14 protein-coding genes are annotated in these 17,703 nt (G+C 40.3%); 4 read left to right on the top strand and 10 right to left on the bottom strand.

What is annotated here, in order from left to right:
* Positions 1-49 precede the first annotated feature (49 nt).
* Entirely contained in the window at positions 50-2,452 is a 2,403-nt protein-coding gene (locus FL972_RS13740) for a TonB-dependent receptor (protein WP_144606079.1), read from the top strand.
* Here FL972_RS13740 and FL972_RS13745 read toward each other — a convergent pair.
* From FL972_RS13745 to polA, 9 genes are all read right to left on the bottom strand, one after another.
* Positions 2,449-2,901 (bottom strand): DUF1905 domain-containing protein, encoded by a 453-nt coding sequence (locus tag FL972_RS13745; RefSeq protein WP_144606081.1) that lies wholly within the window; start codon positions 2,899-2,901, stop codon positions 2,449-2,451. The two genes, FL972_RS13740 and FL972_RS13745, sit on opposite strands and share 4 nt — an antisense overlap.
* 98 nt (positions 2,902-2,999) lie before the next feature.
* On the bottom strand, positions 3,000-3,449 hold the full coding sequence (locus FL972_RS13750) for an outer membrane insertion C- signal (RefSeq protein ID WP_250161356.1): 450 nt from the start codon (positions 3,447-3,449) through the stop codon (positions 3,000-3,002).
* A 102-nt stretch (positions 3,450-3,551) separates the two neighbouring features.
* Entirely contained in the window at positions 3,552-4,520 is a 969-nt protein-coding gene (locus FL972_RS13755) for a TolB family protein (protein ID WP_144606083.1), read from the bottom strand.
* Positions 4,521-4,554: 34 nt separating this feature from the next.
* Positions 4,555-6,012 (bottom strand): pyridoxal phosphate-dependent decarboxylase family protein, encoded by a 1,458-nt coding sequence (locus FL972_RS13760; RefSeq protein WP_144606085.1) that lies wholly within the window; start codon positions 6,010-6,012, stop codon positions 4,555-4,557.
* Between the two features lie 57 nt (positions 6,013-6,069).
* Complete coding sequence (locus tag FL972_RS13765) at positions 6,070-7,329, bottom strand: DUF2254 domain-containing protein (RefSeq protein ID WP_144606087.1); 1,260 nt, start codon at positions 7,327-7,329, stop codon at positions 6,070-6,072.
* A 692-nt stretch (positions 7,330-8,021) separates the two neighbouring features.
* Complete coding sequence (locus FL972_RS13770) at positions 8,022-9,029, bottom strand: hypothetical protein (RefSeq protein WP_222116040.1); 1,008 nt, start codon at positions 9,027-9,029, stop codon at positions 8,022-8,024.
* Positions 9,030-9,206: 177 nt separating this feature from the next.
* On the bottom strand, positions 9,207-10,184 hold the full coding sequence (locus FL972_RS13775) for an alpha/beta hydrolase family esterase (RefSeq protein WP_144606089.1): 978 nt from the start codon (positions 10,182-10,184) through the stop codon (positions 9,207-9,209).
* 44 nt (positions 10,185-10,228) lie between these two features.
* On the bottom strand, positions 10,229-11,602 hold the full coding sequence (gene radA, locus FL972_RS13780) for a DNA repair protein RadA (RefSeq protein WP_144606091.1): 1,374 nt from the start codon (positions 11,600-11,602) through the stop codon (positions 10,229-10,231).
* A 94-nt stretch (positions 11,603-11,696) separates the two neighbouring features.
* A complete protein-coding gene (polA, locus tag FL972_RS13785) occupies positions 11,697-14,519 on the bottom strand; it encodes a DNA polymerase I (RefSeq protein WP_144606093.1) in 2,823 nt (940 codons plus the stop codon).
* 230 nt (positions 14,520-14,749) lie between these two features.
* Between polA and FL972_RS13790 the strand changes: the two genes are divergently transcribed.
* Both FL972_RS13790 and FL972_RS13795 read left to right on the top strand, forming a co-directional pair.
* Positions 14,750-15,058: a hypothetical protein gene (locus FL972_RS13790; RefSeq protein ID WP_144606095.1), complete on the top strand. Its 309-nt coding sequence runs from the start codon at positions 14,750-14,752 to the stop codon at positions 15,056-15,058.
* Between the two features lie 90 nt (positions 15,059-15,148).
* Positions 15,149-15,451, top strand: coding sequence for a hypothetical protein (locus FL972_RS13795; protein ID WP_144606097.1), 303 nt, complete (start codon positions 15,149-15,151; stop codon positions 15,449-15,451).
* Between the two features lie 26 nt (positions 15,452-15,477).
* On the opposite strand, the gene FL972_RS13800 is transcribed toward FL972_RS13795, so the two are convergent.
* Positions 15,478-15,918, bottom strand: coding sequence for a hypothetical protein (locus FL972_RS13800; RefSeq protein ID WP_144606099.1), 441 nt, complete (start codon positions 15,916-15,918; stop codon positions 15,478-15,480).
* Positions 15,919-15,992: 74 nt separating this feature from the next.
* On the opposite strand from FL972_RS13800, the gene FL972_RS13805 reads away from it, so the two are divergent.
* The gene (locus FL972_RS13805) at positions 15,993-17,669 is read left to right on the top strand and encodes an amidase (protein ID WP_144606101.1); all 1,677 of its coding nucleotides are present in this window, start codon (positions 15,993-15,995) and stop codon (positions 17,667-17,669) included.
* Positions 17,670-17,703 lie beyond the last annotated feature (34 nt).

The raw sequence follows: 17,703 nt of genomic DNA on the forward strand, positions 1-17,703 counted from the left end.
CCGAAACTTTGTCTTCAGGAATTGATTTTTAAAGTATTCCCACCTGATTATGAAAAAGTATCTCTCGGCACTGATTTGTTTGCTGTTAACCCTGCCTGTTTTTTCTCAAGGAGTTTTAAAAGGTAAAATCATTAATCCCGTCAATAATCAGCCTGTGGCTTTTGCCAATGTTTTGATATTGAATACAGAATTGGGAGCCATCAGTGATGAGAATGGAAACTACCAAATCGGTAATATTCCTCCGGGTTTATATAATGTGAGAGCCAGTTTTGTAGGCTTTAAAACTGCCACCAAATATGAGGTTCAAATTACGCAGGCTAAACCGGTACAGCTGGATTTTGAATTGCTGGAAGATGCTTCCGAGCTGAATGAAGTAGTAGTAAGCTCGGAGTTTTCAAGGTCTGAAGAAACTCCGCTATCAGTTCGCAAGCTCAATTCCAATGAAATAGAGAGGTATCCTGGGGGCAACAGAGATATCAGCCGGGTTATCCAAGCTTTGCCGGGAGTGGCCAGTACACCAAGCTTTAGAAATGATATTTTGATTCGGGGTGGCGCACCCAACGAGAATAGGTTTTTCATTGACGAAATCGAAGTTCCCGTAATCAATCACTTTTCAACTCAGGGCTCTTCAGGAGGTCCGGTTGGAATTCTCAACGTCAACCTGATCAAGAATGTGGATTTGATAGCAGGAGGATTTCCTGCTAATAGAATGAATGCTTTAAGCTCTTTCTTTGAAGTTCAATTGAAAGAAGGAAGAAGAGACCAGATGTTTACTCAGGTGACTGTGGGAGCCTCCGAACTGACACTCTCCAATGAAGGACCTTTGGGAGAAAAAACCACCTATTTGCTATCGGCGAGAAGATCTTATTTGCAAGGTTTGTTTAGACTATTAGGCCTGCCATTTTTACCCACTTTTAATGACTTCCAAGTTAAGACTACCACCAAACTGAACGAGAAAACAGAGTTAACCTTTCTGGGTGTAGGAGCGATTGATAAATTCGTTCTCAATGAAGATATCCCTGAAAATGAAACGCAGGAGGAAAGAGAAAATCGATTGTATTTACTGGGCGTACTGCCGATTCAGGAGCAGTGGAACTATGCCACCGGATTGAAGTTAAAGCGTTTTCGGGAAAACGGATTCTGGACTTTTGTGTTGAGCAGGAATATGCTGAACAACCGTTCCTTTAAGTACGGCAATAATGATGCGAGCTCAGAGGCCAATCTTTTATTTGATTATTTAAGCCAGGAATCCGAAAATAAATTTCGGGCTGAAAACAGCATCTTTGGAACAGGGTATACCCTGAAGTATGGAGTGAATTATGAATACGCCCGTTATTTCATTGACAATTTTGATAGGGCAACTCTGGCAGGATCAGGGCAGGTGATAGACATTAATTCCACCTCCAATTTCAGTTCCTATGGTGCTTTTATTTCCGGAAGCAAGTATTTCAATGGGGAGCGTTTGCTGCTTACCGGTGGGCTAAGAATGGATGGTTCTGATTTTGGAAGTACTGCTATGAACCCTCTCAACCAAATCAGTCCACGCGTTTCTGTTTCTTACCAATTAAAGCCAAATTTATTTGCCACAGCAAATGCAGGCATTTATTATCAAAAACCTCCTTACACTGTTTTAGGCTTTCGAAACAATGAAGGCGTCTTGGTTAATCAAGAAAATGATGTGCAGTTCATTAGGAGCAGTCAATTGATTGTTGGGATTGAATTTTTAGTTCCTGACAAAAACAGACGCTTTACGGCTGAGGCATTTTATAAAAAGTATGATAATTATCCCTCCTCTATTCGAAATGGTATAGCCTTAGCCAATTTGGGAGCTGACTTTGGAGTAATCGGAAATGAACCTGTCAATTCAAATGCTGAAGGGAGAGCTTTTGGAATTGAGTTTTTGGCGCAGCAGCGGCTTTTCAAGGATTTTTATGGTATAGCTGCTTTGACATTAGTCAGAAGTGAATTTACCAATCCAAATACAGAAGGCTTTGTTCCATCCTCTTGGGATAATAGGTTTATTGTGAGCTTAACGGCAGGAAAGCGATTCAAGAATAATTGGGAGTTAGGCGCAAGATGGAGATTCTTGGGAGGCACTCCTTACACTCCTTTTGATGTACAGGAATCGGCCTTGATTTCCAATTGGGATGTGAGAAACTCAGGGATCTTGGACTATAGCCGAATTAATGGAGAACGATTGCCTGCATTTCATCAACTGGATTTGAGGCTGGATAAGAAGTACTTTTTCAAAAACTGGAATCTCAATTGGTACGTGGATATCCAAAATGCCTATAATTTTCAGGCTTTACAGGCTCCTATTTTGGTACCTGAGCGAGAGGGTTCAGGACAAATAGTGGTCAATCCCAATGACCCTAGCCGCTATCAACTTCGCTTAATAGAGAACACAGCAGGAAATGTATTACCCACTATTGGTATAATTGTGGAGTTTTAATTTAGTGCCTCCAACAATTTGACAATCCTCGTGGCTTTTTCTTCTTCTGAGTTTGCGCTATAGATAAAGCTGACCCACTTTTCCTTTTCTTCTGTAGGTATTAAATCGAAAAGTCTGAGTTTTCCAGGGTCATCACGCAGGCAATCCAAGAGTTCAGGGGGTGCACTGTCGGGTAAAGCTTGTCTGTAGAGTTTTAAATGAACAGAGTCGCCAGCTTCTTTTTTGATTTTTTTCCGAACTTGCTTGGCTAAGGGTAAAAAAAGTCTGCCATCTCCTATGGGCATCAGGTGTTTGTCTTTGAACTGATATTCATCTATGCTTCCGGAGACTTTTAGCATACCAAAGGGGTTTTTGGCAGAAATATTTTCCTTTGAGAAAGGGATATAGGTCCATCCTGCTTTTCCTGAGAAACGCTCCAAGTAGAAATCACCTTCCAGAATCAGTTCCATCTTCGTATCTGTTTAAACAGAAAAAAGGCAATAATCTCAGTCACTCGGCATAAAAAAAGCCAGGCGATGACCCAGCTTTAAGTTACGTAATAATTGGATTAATTTAATCTCCAACGAATATTTAATCCAAAGCCACCGGCATCAAATGTGGTGTTTTCTATCAAAATAAAATAGGGTCTCCAATCCAGGCCTACAATTAGAGGAAAATCGGGGAATTCATATTCTGCACCAATTTCACCTGCCGCTCCCAGTTTGAATGGATCGCCCAAAAATAAGGAGGGGCCAAATCCCAAATAGTAATTAAACTCTGAATCAGAGATAGGGCGATAGATTGGGTTCCAAAGCAAATCAATCCCTGCTCCTCCGCCTCCAAAGCTTAAGTCACCATGGACTCTACTAAACTCGCCCAAAGCAAAAACCGCATCTAATGCTACGTTATTCCCATTTACATTACCGAAACGCAGACCGACTTCCTGAGCTTGGCTTTCAAGAGCCGCAAAAAAGCCCAGAAAAAGAACGAGTGAACTGATTTTTAAAAACTTCATCATGATAGTATTTGGTTTAATTTTAGAATAGGCCAAAGCCAGCCCATGCAAGCACCAAAATTAGGCCAATATTTCCTGCTTTTGTCCTAAAATTAGGGACTGCTCTTAGTTTTTTTGCACTAATAAGGGTGCTAATTGAGTTTTGAAAGCAGGATCGGATATGTCTTGGAATTCTTTTGTCTCCCAATTCATGAGAATCAGTTTATATCCTTTGGAGGAACTGTCTGGCTCGGACTGCTCAAAAGTCAAGAGTTTCCCATCAGGACTCCAGGAGTGATAAACTTCCCGGTTTTGGGAGGTAAAAAGCTTCCAGCTCTCTCCCCCTTCCGGCCTAATCCCGAAAATTGAAGTGGTATTTCCTCTTGAACTGGCATAACTGATGAAATTTTCAGTGGGATGCCACTTTAGTGCTCCAGCTTTATAACCATATTTTTCAGCTGCAGGGTCGTTTGCGGGAAATTTGGTTAGTTGTTTTTCCCCACTACCATCTCTATTTATTAGAAAAACCTCAGGAAAAACTCCATTTTCTTGGACTTTTGGACTTTTTACATAAGCCACCTGTTTACCGTCGGGAGAAAAGACCGGGTCTTGGAATTTGAAGGTAGTATCATGCATGAATGGTGTATAATTTCCGGTTTTGAGATCAATCAGGTAGAGTTGATAGCGGTTTTCAGTTCTCCCTGATACGATCATGGTTTGGGTTACCGGGTCCAAATCCATCCAACTGTCCTCTAACCTGAGATTTGACAATTTTTGAATATTTTTTCCTTCACTATCCATTTGATAGAGAAAAAAGTGTCGATAAGCAGTGTCTCTATCACTGATAAAATAGATAGTAGGTCCATGGGCAAAATAGGTCCATGCTACATCAGGATGATTGATAATATTGGTGGAATGATGGGTAGAATCTTCGGGATCCATGATCCGTATTTCCCAATTATCTTCTACGACTGAGTCAGGTTCATAGGTATTAAAGGCGATTAGGTAGCCAGGTTCTGGGGTGGTGATCTCAGGGCCATTTTTGCAGGAAAACAGAAATAAGCCTAAAAAGGCAAGGTAAGGTGCTGATTTCATGATGCGTAGGGTTTATGGAATTTACCTAAAATTTCTACGCAATCACAATTTGATTCCCGATTCTAAGCACTTCCCGAACCAATAAGTCCATGTCTTCTATTCGAGTTCTCTGGTTTACATTGGCAACCCGCAAGGTGTATTTTCCATTGAGAATGGTACTGCTTGGCGAGGCAATGCCTTCCTCCTGAAGCCTCAGTAATATTTCCCGGTTTAGATCTTTCAATTGTTCTTCGGAAAGCTCTGGCTTAATCATTCGGAAACAGGTAATGCTCATGGAAACGGGTGCCATTAGCTGTAATTGAGGATTTTGATTGACCAAATCTGCTAAGTATTCTGCCTGACGATTATTTTGAGCTATCATGGCAGCATACTTTTCTTTGCCATGTTCTTTGAGAGACATCCAAATCTTCAGTGCTTTAAAGCCTCTAGAAAGTTCAAAACCATAATTATTGATTGAATCCAGGCCACCTGAAAGTCCTCTGGATTCTTGTAATAAATAATTGGGAGTAATAGCAAAAGCCTCTCGATGCTTCTTTGCATCCCGAATCAAAGTACAGCCTACTTCATAAGGCACATAGAGCCATTTATGCAAATCGAAAGCGACTGAGTCTGCCTTTTCGATAGCTTTAAGTCGGGGAGCATACACCGGGTCTAATTTTGCCAATGCCCCATACGCTCCATCCACGTGAAACCAGAGTCCATATTTTCTGGAAGTTTCCAAGAGTTCGTCTAAAGGGTCAATTGCTCCGGTATTGACAGTGCCTGAGGTAGCTACGATGGCAAAAGGTAAAAGCCCCGCTTTTTTATCTGAAATGATCTGCTGTTCTAATTCCGCAACATTCATCTCATACCGCTCATTTACAGATATTTTTCGAACTGAATCTGTTCCCAAACCAATAATTTCTGCTGCCTTTTGAATACATGAGTGTGTTTCTACCGAGCAATAAATGATTAATTGAGCTGAGGCTGCCTTGAGCCCTTTTTGTCTGATGTATTCAGAACCGAAGGAATTTCTTGCCACCGTGAGCGCGGTGATATTGGCCATCGATCCACCGCTTACAAGAATACCAGATGCCTCTTGTGGATAGTTCATCAATTCTTTACACCAGTTGACCACTTGCCTGTCCACATACATGGCAGAATGCTCTCCAATAGTAGTATTAGGATTCATTCCTGAGGCCAACAAATCAGCTAAAACTCCCATGGGTGTTCCTGTTCCCTGAATCCATGCAAAAAACCTAGGATGCACATTTCCTTTATTATAGGGAAATATAAACTCTTTGAATTCCTGATAAACTTCTTCCGGACTTTGGCCTTTTTCAGGAATTGGCTTTTCAAATTGGTCCTTGACCTCTTGGGGAATGGGCTTCCATATTTTTTGATCCCGAATTGATTCCCAATAATCAAATAGATCATCGATCATTTGATGGCCAAGCTGTCTCATTTCATCCCAGTTTTCCGGGTCTAAGGTCAGGTTTATATTTTCAGGCATTTGAGGGAAATATAAAAGGGGTAATTTTCATTTATTCTCAGAAATCGTAAAACTATATCAAGATTTCTGGAGGGCAAAGAACAAGGATTTCTCTTTCAGGAGTTGAATATCATGTTTGTTTGAAATTGCTTTTTCAGCTCCTTCGAATGCTATTTTAGAATAGTGAATTGTAAGATCCTTGGCTTCTTGATTTCCAATATTCCAAAGAGTAGAAAAAGACTTTTGAAGCCAGATCATCACTTCAATGGTTCCTGCTCCATCTCTGGCAATTGGACGAAAGGCATCCTCAAACATATCAGATAAGGAAAGAGGGGGAACTTCCACCCTTTCATAAATGACAGATGAGTCCTTCTCCTCTTCTTTTTCAGATAACCATTCGCAGAATAAGCGGGTGTGGCTTTTTATAATGGCGATTGCTGTGCCAGGATCATTGATACCTGGAGAAAGAGCCCGGCTTCCAATCTCGCTGAGTGCGATTAATCCAAAGCGCGGATCATCCAAGAAGGATCTGTCAGGGTTGATTTCAAAACATTTAATCAATTTTTCTGATTCAATCTCCTCTGTGTGCTTTTGGTGAAAATATGCCAGAGGTTGATCTGGAGTGCAGAAGGACCCAGGAAGGCAATTGATGATTACATCCACATCAAACTCCTTGGTAAACTCATCTACCTGATCCATGTGGATATGGGTAATATTCCCGATTATTTTGGGATAAACAGGCTTTCCGATAATCTTTCCATTAAAAGGGTTAGCACCCAAATAAGGCAGATGTTTTCTTTCTACTATAGATTCTTTGGTGGCTTTTTCTACCTTTTGAATGGTTTGTCCCATACGCCCTAATTTGGAAATACTATCCACCCATCTTAAAAATGTCAAAATTACAATAGCAAACACTATAAGAGTAAGCACAAATAATGTGAAGTGACCAGCCTTTCCGAAATAGTCATTTTTAAAAGCTACAGTGGCCACGATGCTGTAAATAAATGAACCGATATAGATGGAAAGCGCATTTTGTGAAACGTCATCAGAAACAATCAGAGGAAAAGATCTGGGTGTCGCACTACTACTTGCAGCTGAAAAAGCGGAAAGCATAGAACCTACTGCGAAAATCGCAATAACCAGCATGCTTGCAGACATGGTGTTCAGAAGGGTTTCTATTGACTCTTTCTCGATATCTGGAACGAGACCATCTAAAAAGCTATTGTCTGCAATATGAGCCAAAAAGGCAGACCCTATCGAAATGAAGCAAAAAAGTAAAGGCTTAAACCATAGTTTTTCCTTAAGTAAGCTGTAGTAATAACGAAGATTTTTTTTCATGAAGGGGATTAGATGAAAAGGCAAATTATTTAAAAGATATAATTTAAAGATTTTCAATCAGGTCTGGAGTAGGTTGCTAAAAAATTTGGTTATCAGCATCCAAATCAGTTGCCATATTTATTTACCCGACTGGCGAAAAGACCAGTACTTCGGCTATGCTTAAAAGAGGTGACCGAAGCCTCCGGATTCTGATCCTTAAAATAATCCTAAACAGTGTTTTGTACTTATTGGCGGAAAAGCAGATATTCTTATTTTTTAATCTGATTATCCGCAATCATGCCAGTTGCCTTATTTTCCTTGCTTGACTGTTGGATACTTCGACTTCGCTCAGCACGGGCGACCGATGACCGAAGACCCAGCCACGGCAGGCGAAGCTTCCGGATTCTGATCCTTTCAGCAGACAATAAACCATATTTTTGTCATTACTGGTAGGGAAGCGGATATCCATATTTTTTAATAAAATTGGCTAAGATTCAAGTTGAGAAATCAAAAAATAGAGGAATTGTTAAGAAAAATATCGGGAGGCTGTCTCACCTCCATCATATCATTATATGGAATCAACATCTTTAAATGACCAAAATTTAAGCTTACCAAATCAATTTTGATCTTTCCCTGCCTCCCAGAAACTACCTATCCGGAATAAAGATCAGAAAGACTAAATGAGACAGCCTTAAATATTTCAATAGGTCTGCTTAATAAATTGTAAACGTTTTCATTAGGTTCTTTTCAGACGCCTTTGGAACCTCGGATATGAGTACATAATTTCCGGGAGTCAGTTCGACTGTAAAATAACCTATGGTTAAGGGAGACATATCATTTACTCCTCCTAGAAAAACTACACCTTCTGGAGCAGGTTCAATTAGCCCTTTTGGATCCATCCAGTTCATCCATTTTTCCAAACTATCCAAGTTGGCATTTTCAGTCAGTTTCACAAGGTTAACATCATGACCAAGCACATTTTCATAAACATGTTGATCTTGAAAATAGACCCCGAAAGTTTGAGTGCCTGCAGTGACGGAATCATTTAAAACAATACCGCTTTTGCTTGAAATGTTGATAGGTATAAAACTTTCCGGAGGCATTATTCCTGAAGAATCCTGAGATACAACTAGAGGCTCTAACATTCCCATTGTTGTATGAAACTCGCCATTTTCCATTTTCACATAACATTCTATTAAATAATAGCCTGGATCTAATTTTAAGGTTGTTTGAGCTGTATTACCCGGCGAAACCAAACCTGATCCTCCTACAAATTCCACTGCTCCATACCATTCGGGCAGTTTTCCGAATTCTGTCAAAGCCTCATCCATTTTTCCTTCATTTAATAGGCTCATGCCATTTGCAAAGGGCGGTAGTACTTCACGTTTTGCATCTTCAATGTTCTTACCTTCAGGATACTTTTCTACTAAAAAGAAATGTGTTTGATTTGATTTATTGATGTAATGAAACTTGTTCCAGCCTTGAGGAATGGTGTCTGGAAGCTGAAAATCCATGTTTTCAGTAACTATTTCTACTACAGGATCCTCTTTAATTAATTCTGATTTTTCTTCTTTTCGATTATTACAAGAAAGCAGACTGATTAACAAAATAAGTGTAACTCCTATAGACAAGATTTTATCTGAATCATTGAATTGATTTTGCATGGTTATATTGGTTTGGTTAGGGATTTCAAAGTATAAAATGAAAGAATTACGTTTCATAAAAAGGACACTTTGTACCTGTAAACAAGCTGTTTATAATACAAAAAAATGAAGTGGGATACAAATGTAAACAGTCCCTTGGCTATCTCAGGCAGCTGATTAGATTTACTTTTAATTCTTTAGGTAGGCCCAAGAGGAACGTAGTTTTTACCCAGTTGTTAAAGGCAATTATGAAAATTATTGAAGCTTTTTTGTCCTTAAAAATTCCCAATAAGGATCAATTAAAATGTTGGTATAATTATGCTGGAGACTCTCAATCAATAGAAACTCCAAAGTATTTTCCTTGTTAACATTGCTTGAATTGAAATGAAATCTGCCGATTTTCTTTCCAAAATAGGGTCTCTCTGTGTAGGTGTAATTGGAGTTTAAGCCAGAAATAGAAAGAAAGGGATTTATAAGCGATTTTAATCCGGGTATATTGATAACATCAGGATTTATTGCAATTGGTTGATTGAAGCCAATCTTCTTCAAAAAAAGCGGATCGGAAGCTCCTACGGAAACTATGATTGACATGGGTTTTGGCGAAAGTGTTGGAGGAATAAACTCTGACAAATTACCTGCATGAATAGTGATAGCAGCGAATATATCAGAGCGTTCCGCAGCTAAGCGTGAAGCCATTTGAGCACCGTTTGAAAAACCTGTTGCATAAATACGTTTTTCATCCACTAGATACTCTGATTTCAAGGTTTCGATTAGCCCGTCAAAAAATAGCATATCATCTCTTAAGGTTTCCCCAACGCAAAGTGGTAATCCCCCTTTCTGTAGATCACTTTCTCCTAAGTCTCCAGCTGCCCATTTGGTGGTAGTTCTTTGAGTGCCCTCGTCAAAATGACAATAAGTTAAGGCAGTTGGATAAACAACTATAAACCCTTCTTGATCTGCTTTCGAGTTCCACAATCCATTATCATAGAATACCTGACCACTTTGGTTGGTTCCATGAATTACCAAAAGTAGAGCGAGCTTTTCTCTAGAGTTTATAGATGAAGGCACGTAGACGATATAATTCCTCTCCTGACCATCTTTTGTGATTAAGGACTTGTAATAAGTACCGGCAATATTTTCCTGAATAGTTGGAGCATTAGAACTCTCTCCTTGGCAAGCCACCAAAAAATAATAATGGCAAAATATAACCAAGAATATGAATAATTTCCTCATTGATGCTAATTCCGATTGAAGATAATTAGGGGCTTTAATTCATGTTAAAAAATCAGCGAATACATTTCTTCCAACTTACTTACCTGCAATACCTGAATTTTAAATTTTTTAAGATCTAGCCCTTTGACTGCATATTTTGAAACTACAATTTTCTTGAAGCCCAGCTTTTCAGCTTCTGCAATTCTGTTTTCTATTCTGGAAACTGCCCGGATTTCACCACCCAAACCCACTTCACCTGCAAAACAAATCTGCTCGGAAACGGGAGTGTCCTCATAACTTGAAATCAAACTGGCACAAACTGCTAAGTCCAATGCCGGATCATCCACTCTTAGGCCGCCTGCCACATTCAAAAAGACATCTTGCTGTCCAAGTCTCATTCCTCCCCGCTTTTCTAATACAGCCAGAAGCATATTCAGACGCTTGGCATCATGTCCTGTGCTGCTTCTTTGGGGTGTTCCGTATGTAGCTGGGCTAACCAAGGACTGGATTTCGATCAACAAAGGACGATTCCCCTCCATCATGGCGCCAATGGCTACTCCATTTAATACTTCCTCCCTTTGAGTAAGCAAAATCTCCGATGGATTAGCTACTGATCGAAGCCCCTCGGCTCGCATTTCATAGATGCCCAATTCATGTGTGGACCCAAATCGGTTTTTGGAAGTTCGGAGGATTCTATATGTGAGGTGTCTATCACCTTCAAATTGTAGGACTGTGTCGACCATATGCTCTAATACTTTGGGGCCGGCGATGGAACCATCCTTGGTGATATGTCCAATCAAAAAAACGGGCGTTCCGGTTTCTTTGGCAAATTTCATCAGCTCAGCTGTGCACTCCCTGACTTGGGAGACAGAGCCAGCAGCAGACTCTACGTACTGACTGTTGAGTGTCTGGATCGAATCTATCACCAAGAAGTCAGGCTTTAGAATCTCTACTTGTTGAAATATCTGTTGGGTATTCGTCTCGGATAGCACATAGCAGTCAGGGTTTTTTGCATCCATTCGGTCTGCCCGCATTTTGATTTGAGCCTCACTTTCCTCCCCGGATACGTAAAGAATGGTTTTATTCTTTAAGATTAATGCTATCTGCAGCATCAAGGTTGACTTTCCTATACCAGGCTCGCCCCCAATCAGTACCAAAGATCCAGGAACTATTCCTCCTCCTAAAACTCTATCCAATTCATTATCTCCGGTGATCCACCTAGGTTGCTCCTCGTATTTGACTTCGGTGATTTTTTTAGGGCTGCTAGCCTTTTTTGTTCCGTTGGAGGGAGTTTTCCAGGTTCCCTTTCCGCTTTCCTCCTTTTGAATAATTTCTTCTACATAGGTATTCCATTGCCCGCATGCAGGACATTTACCTAGCCATTTTGGGCTTTGCGCGCCACAATTCTGACAAAAAAAGGAAGTTTTTACTTTAGCCAATTTGGTTTGGGGTTTTGTACATCAGATCAAGCAATTCCAGCCACTTTTCTAATCTCTCGTCTCTATTTTCTCGCCTATCGCTTCTAATCTCTCATCAATGTGCTTCAAGCCAGTCTTTTCCTAATCCCACTTCCACTTCTACCGGGACGGCCAGTTTGATAGCGTTTGACATCAAGCCAGGAATATTTTCTTTCAATATATCAACTTCATCCTTATGAGCGTCAAAAACCAATTCATCGTGAACTTGCAGGATCATTTTGGACTTCAGGTTTTCTTTTTTCATCCAGTTATGCACATCGATCATAGCCACCTTAATCAAGTCGGCCGCTGAACCCTGAATAGGAGCATTGATGGCGTTTCGTTCAGCGAAACCTCGCATAGTTTGGTTTCGACTATTGATATCTCTCAAGTATCTTCTTCTACCTAAGATGGTCTCTACGTATTCGTCCTTTCGGGCTTTTTCTATGGCTCCATCCATGTATTCTTTCACTGCCGGGAACTCTTTGAAATAAGCGTCGATAATTTCTTTGGCCTCTCCTCTTGGTATCGAAAGGCGCTGCGAAAGACCAAATGCTGAAATTCCATAGATGATACCAAAGTTGGCCGTTTTGGCCTTTCTTCTCATGTCTGAAGTCACTTCTTCCAGTGGAACCTGGAATATTTTTGCGGCTGTGGTGGCATGAATATCCCTGCCATTTTTGAAGGCCTCTATCATAGACTCATCTCCGGAGAAAGCAGCCATGATTCTTAGCTCTATTTGAGAGTAATCCGCAGCAAGAATTACATGGTTTTCATCTCTGGCTACAAAGGCTTTTCTGATCTCTCTGCCTCTTTCGGTCCGAATTGGAATATTCTGCAAATTGGGATTGATGGACGACAAACGGCCTGTAGCTGCCACAAACTGATTATAGGTCGTGTGAATGCGTCCTGTCTTGGAGTTAATCATAGTGGGCAAAGCGTCCACGTACGTTGATTTTAGCTTAACCATTTGTCTATAATCCAAAATGGCCTGAGCAATCTCGTGCTCATCTGCCAATTTGCTCAATATCTCCTCTCCTGTGGCGTATTGACCTGTTTTGGTCTTTTTAGCCTTGGGGTCCAGTTTCAATTTTTCAAAAAGTACATCGCCTAATTGCTTTGGAGAAGCTAAATTGAACCTTACTCCCGCTAATTCATAGACTCTTTTTTCTATAGCAATACTTTCTTCCTCTAGGGCTTGAGAAAGTTCGGCTAGGCTGTCAGTGTCTATTTTGACCCCTTCAAACTCCATGTCTGTCAGCACATTGATCAGCGGGTTTTCCACTTCGTAGAAAAGTTTTTCTAATTCATTTTCTTTCAAAAGGGGATCAAACTTCTCTTTCAATCGAAGAGTAATATCAGCATCTTCTGCAGCATAGGAGGTGACTTCATCTTCGTCCACATCCCGCATATTGCCCTGATTTTTACCTTTTTTTCCGATCAGTTCAGTAATGGAAACAGGCTTATAGTTAAGGTATTGCTCAGCAAGCCAATCCATGCTGTGCTTTCCTTCCGGCTCAATGAGATAATGGGCTAGCATAGTGTCATAAAGCGCACCTTTCACTTCTATTCCATAGCTTTTCAAAACCAACAGATCATACTTGATATTCTGACCAACTTTAAGGATATCTTCATTTTCAAAGAACGGTTTTATCAGCTCCAAAATAGCCTGAGTTTCTTTTTGGTCAGCAGGGCACGGAATATAATAGGCCTCACCACTGAGGTAGGCAAAGGAAATTCCAACCAACTCTGCTTCCATTGCATTGAGTGCAGTAGTTTCCGTATCAAAGCACACAACTTTTTGCACCATCAAATACTCCATCAATTCTTCGATGGAATCTTTTCCTTTGATTTTGTGATAATGGTGAAGATTGCTGTGGATAGTATCTGGAACAACCGGGGCGGAGGTATTTACAGATTCTTCTTCAAACTCAATCTCCGAAGCTGGAGATGAACTTGGAGCTTCCCCAAAAAGACCAAGTTGTTCATTTTTCTGAATAACTGCTTTTTTTCCTTCGTCTTTAAAAATTCTATTGGAAAGTGTGCGGAATTCCAATTCAGTGAAAATGGCTCTAAGCTTTTCTTCATCAAAGCCATCGTAACGTAGATCCTCCTCATTAAATGCGATAGGCACATCTATTTTGATGGTGGCAAGCTCTTTGGAAAGTATACCTTGCTGCGCAAAGTTTTCCACATTTTCCTTTTGCTTTCCTTTCAGCTTTTCCGTGTTTTTGATCAGTTCTTCCACTGTTCCAAACTCCTTCAATAGCTTTGTTGCAGTCTTAGCGCCAATGCCTGGAATACCCGGAATATTATCCACAGCATCCCCCATCAGTCCCAGGATATCTCTAACCTGATCCACATGTTCAATATCCCATTTGGCACAAACTTCCTTAGGACCCATCACATCCACACCATTGCCCATGAAGGCGGGCTTGTATAAATATATATGGTCATCCACGATCTGTCCATAATCCTTATCTGGCGTCATCATGTAGACCGTAAATGATTCCCTTTCTGCTTTTTTGGCTAAGGTCCCGATGATATCATCAGCTTCAAATCCATCCATTTCCAAAACTGGAATCCTGAATGCTTTGACAATTTCTTTAACCCATGGAATAGATACAGTAATGTCTTCTGGTTGTTCTTGTCTATTTGCTTTGTAAGGCTCAAACTGCTTATGTCTAAAAGTAGGTGCAGAGGTATCAAAAGCTACTGCAATATGACTGGGCTTTTCCTTGGTCAATACTTCCATCAGCGTATTTGTAAAACCCAGCATGACACCGGTATTGAGGCCTTTGGAGTTGATTCTAGGATTTTTACTAAATGCAAAATGTGCCCGATAGATCAGAGCCATTGCATCCAGAAGAAATAATTTATGGGGTTGATTTTGAGACATGGTCTATTTTTTCGTAGAAAAAAGCTAAATTAATAAGCCAACCAAGGTACAAAAAATACCGCTGGGAGGAGTCAATCCATAGATGTAAACTTTCCTCTCTTGGATTGGTTTTCTGTCATTTTGTTTCACTTTAATTTCTAAGTAAGGTTTGCCTAAAAGAAAATTTGCTTCACTGTAGAAAAATAGCCTTTGACATTTTATATATCCTTTTCATTTAAATTACTAATCCTATGAAAAAAGCACTACTGATTCTCATGATGTTAGGCTTCTTCGGCTTCAATGCCGCCCATGCAAACCCTGGCGAAAAAACCAAAAAAGAAAAAACTGAGCTTAGCGCTGAAGACTCAGAAAAGATCGAACAATTACAAAATCGATTTAATGAAATCAAAGCGATGGATTTCTCTACACTTAGTAAGGATGAGGCCAAAGCTCTTAAAATTGAGCTGCAAGAAATCAAAGCAGAGGGAAGAAATAACGGCCTTTGGCTTTCTACCGGCGCGGTCATATTAATCCTGATCATTATCATTTTGGTGGATTAATATCCTAAAATCACCAATTATCCGTTTTATGATTGGTTCTAAAAATATTCTAAATCAGTTTAATTTATCTTTTACCAAAACTACAGTCAAATGAAAAAACTACTAATGATTTTTGCCCTGTTTCTTTCTGTATCCATGGTTTATGCTGAACCAGTAAATAAAGAGAAAGAAGTTACGGAGTTGAGTGAGGAGGAAAAAGCCAAATTGGAAGCCATGAAAACTAGATTTGAAGAAATCAAGGCCATGGATTTTTCTGATATGACTAAAGAAGAGAAAAAGGAAATTAGAGCAGAGTTAAAAGAAATGAAGGAGATAAGCAGAAGAGGAAATGGAGGGATATTCATTTCCACCGGTGCAATCATCATCATTTTATTGTTGATCATTATTCTATAATAAAAGGGGGGGTGAAAGCCCCTTTTTTACTTTTCTTCTTCTGTATTTAAATAAGCCCTTACTTGAAGGCCTCTAAGGAAAATAACAATCAAAGGAATTAACCAAAGGAGCTCATTGAAAATCAGGTGAAAACCACTTCGCTTATTCCAGCCTATATCCGGCAAAAACCCCAAAGAGAACCAGATTGCCAAAATAATTTTTCCAGCTATCCCCCCTATAATCAGGTAGACCCAACTTACCGGATAGAAGGCAGAAACAAAAATCACCAAGCCCACTATTAATCCAATACTTCCATACCAATTAGCGGGTAATGTGGAAGCCAAGTCCCCATTGATCGCCAGCCAGTTGATCAATTCTGGCCCAAACCATTTAAAAAATGCCGACCAGGCAATGGTATACATTCCTGCGAGCAATAATAGCCCTCTGAAATACATGGGAAATATGGGAAATGCTGGTTTTTGATCCATGAATGGTTTGATTTTAAAGCACTAATTAAACACCTTGGGGCCTTGCATGTTCATGCATAATACAAAACTAAGCTATGGAAATAAAAAACAGATTAAAATCAGGCTTCTTTATATGCCTCGGAGCGGCATCTTGCCTAGCACTTGGTTTTACCTTTGGGAAACTTTCTGGTGAAATCAATCCGGCTTCCATCGAAGGGGCTTCCAACTTGATTGGTATTTCCTTCAGTCCAGCTGAGAAGGATAGTATGGTGAATACGCTTAAAAATCAGCTGAATAATCTTGAAAATTCCAGAAAGGTCAGCCTGGACAATTCAGTTGCTCCTTCTTTGGTTTTCAACCCACTTCCCAAAGGATTTAAACCTTCTCTGGAGCAAAAAACTCTGAATTGGGGGCTTGCTAATTCAGTGGATCTTCCCAAATCAGATGTGGATATTGCTTTCACGCCCGTTCATGAATTGGCGGTGTTAATCAAGTCCGGAAAGCTGACAAGTGAGAGATTGACAAAGATTTATCTAGATAGGATTAAAACATACTCTGATACGCTTCAGTGTCTGATCACTCTGATGGAAGATTCTGCTTTGGAAAAAGCCCGGGCTATGGATGCGGAGTTGAAAGCAGGTAAATATAGAGGACCTCTACACGGAATTCCTTATGGTGTCAAAGATTTGCTGGCAGTAAAGGGAACCAAGACTACTTGGGGAGCCATGCCCTACAAAGATCAGGAAATAGATGAAACAGCTACTATCGTGACCAAATTGGACGATGCAGGAGCGGTTTTAGTAGGGAAGTTTACGTTAGGTGCTTTGGCTATGGGCGATGTGTGGTATGGAGGAGTTACCAAAAACCCATGGAATTTGAAGCAAGGATCTAGTGGCTCATCAGCCGGTTCTGCTTCTGCAGTGAGTGCCGGACTAGTTCCTTTTGCGATAGGAACGGAGACCCTTGGATCCATTGTTTCCCCATCTACTCGAAACGGAGTTACTGGTTTGAGGCCTACTTATGGACGGGTTAGCAAGCATGGTGCGATGGCTTTGAGCTGGTCCATGGATAAAATAGGCCCAATCTCCAGGTCGGCATTGGATAATGGGATAGTCTTAGCAGTCATCAATGGACAGGATGATAATGATGCAAGTTCCATTCAGGCAGCTTTCAACTATGATGCGAAAAAAGACCCAAAAAGCTTAAAAGTAGGCTATTTCAAGCCTTTCTTCGAAGGAGAAAGAGCTTCTGCCAATGATCAAAAAGTGTTAGAAACGCTCAAAAATATTGGAATAGAATTACATCCGCTCGAGTTAAATGTTTCGATACCTGCCGGTCCGATTGTGATGATGCTTATGGCTGAAGGTTCAGCCGCTTTTGATGAATTGACTCGCCTTGGTTGGGATGATCAGTTGGTAGCTCAACATAGAAATGCCTGGCCAAACTTGTTTCGAGCAGCTCGATTTATACCGGCTACAGACTATGTGAATCTAAGTCGTCAAAGAACTCTTTTGATTCAGGAAATGCATGAATTAATGAAAGGATATGATGTGATCGTGACTCCATCTTTTGCCGGATCACAGCTACAGATCACTAACCTGACAGGACATCCTGCCTTATGCATGCCAAATGGATTTAATGAGAGCGGTTCACCTACTTCCATTACTTTATTGGCAAATCTGTTTGAGGAAGAAAAGTTGGTGATGCTAGGAAGTCTCATTCAGAAAAATACTGACTGGCAAACTCAAAGACCTCCCTTATTTAATCAATAAGAAAAGAAAGGCTCGGAAAAAATCCGAGCCTTAT

This window comes from Algoriphagus algorifonticola (assembly GCF_007655305.1).
Lineage (GTDB): Bacteria > Bacteroidota > Bacteroidia > Cytophagales > Cyclobacteriaceae > Algoriphagus > Algoriphagus algorifonticola.

Coding starts and splice junctions, on each gene's coding strand:
- FL972_RS13740 (WP_144606079.1), top strand. CDS start 50: ATGAAAAAGTATCTCTCGGCACTGATTTGTTTGCTGTTAACCCTGCCT.
- FL972_RS13745 (WP_144606081.1), bottom strand. CDS start 2,901: ATGGAACTGATTCTGGAAGGTGATTTCTACTTGGAGCGTTTCTCAGGA.
- FL972_RS13750 (WP_250161356.1), bottom strand. CDS start 3,449: ATGATGAAGTTTTTAAAAATCAGTTCACTCGTTCTTTTTCTGGGCTTT.
- FL972_RS13755 (WP_144606083.1), bottom strand. CDS start 4,520: ATGAAATCAGCACCTTACCTTGCCTTTTTAGGCTTATTTCTGTTTTCC.
- FL972_RS13760 (WP_144606085.1), bottom strand. CDS start 6,012: ATGCCTGAAAATATAAACCTGACCTTAGACCCGGAAAACTGGGATGAA.
- FL972_RS13765 (WP_144606087.1), bottom strand. CDS start 7,329: ATGAAAAAAAATCTTCGTTATTACTACAGCTTACTTAAGGAAAAACTA.
- FL972_RS13770 (WP_222116040.1), bottom strand. CDS start 9,029: ATGAAACGTAATTCTTTCATTTTATACTTTGAAATCCCTAACCAAACC.
- FL972_RS13775 (WP_144606089.1), bottom strand. CDS start 10,184: ATGAGGAAATTATTCATATTCTTGGTTATATTTTGCCATTATTATTTT.
- polA (WP_144606093.1), bottom strand. CDS start 14,519: ATGTCTCAAAATCAACCCCATAAATTATTTCTTCTGGATGCAATGGCT.
- FL972_RS13790 (WP_144606095.1), top strand. CDS start 14,750: ATGAAAAAAGCACTACTGATTCTCATGATGTTAGGCTTCTTCGGCTTC.
- FL972_RS13795 (WP_144606097.1), top strand. CDS start 15,149: ATGAAAAAACTACTAATGATTTTTGCCCTGTTTCTTTCTGTATCCATG.
- FL972_RS13800 (WP_144606099.1), bottom strand. CDS start 15,918: ATGGATCAAAAACCAGCATTTCCCATATTTCCCATGTATTTCAGAGGG.
- FL972_RS13805 (WP_144606101.1), top strand. CDS start 15,993: ATGGAAATAAAAAACAGATTAAAATCAGGCTTCTTTATATGCCTCGGA.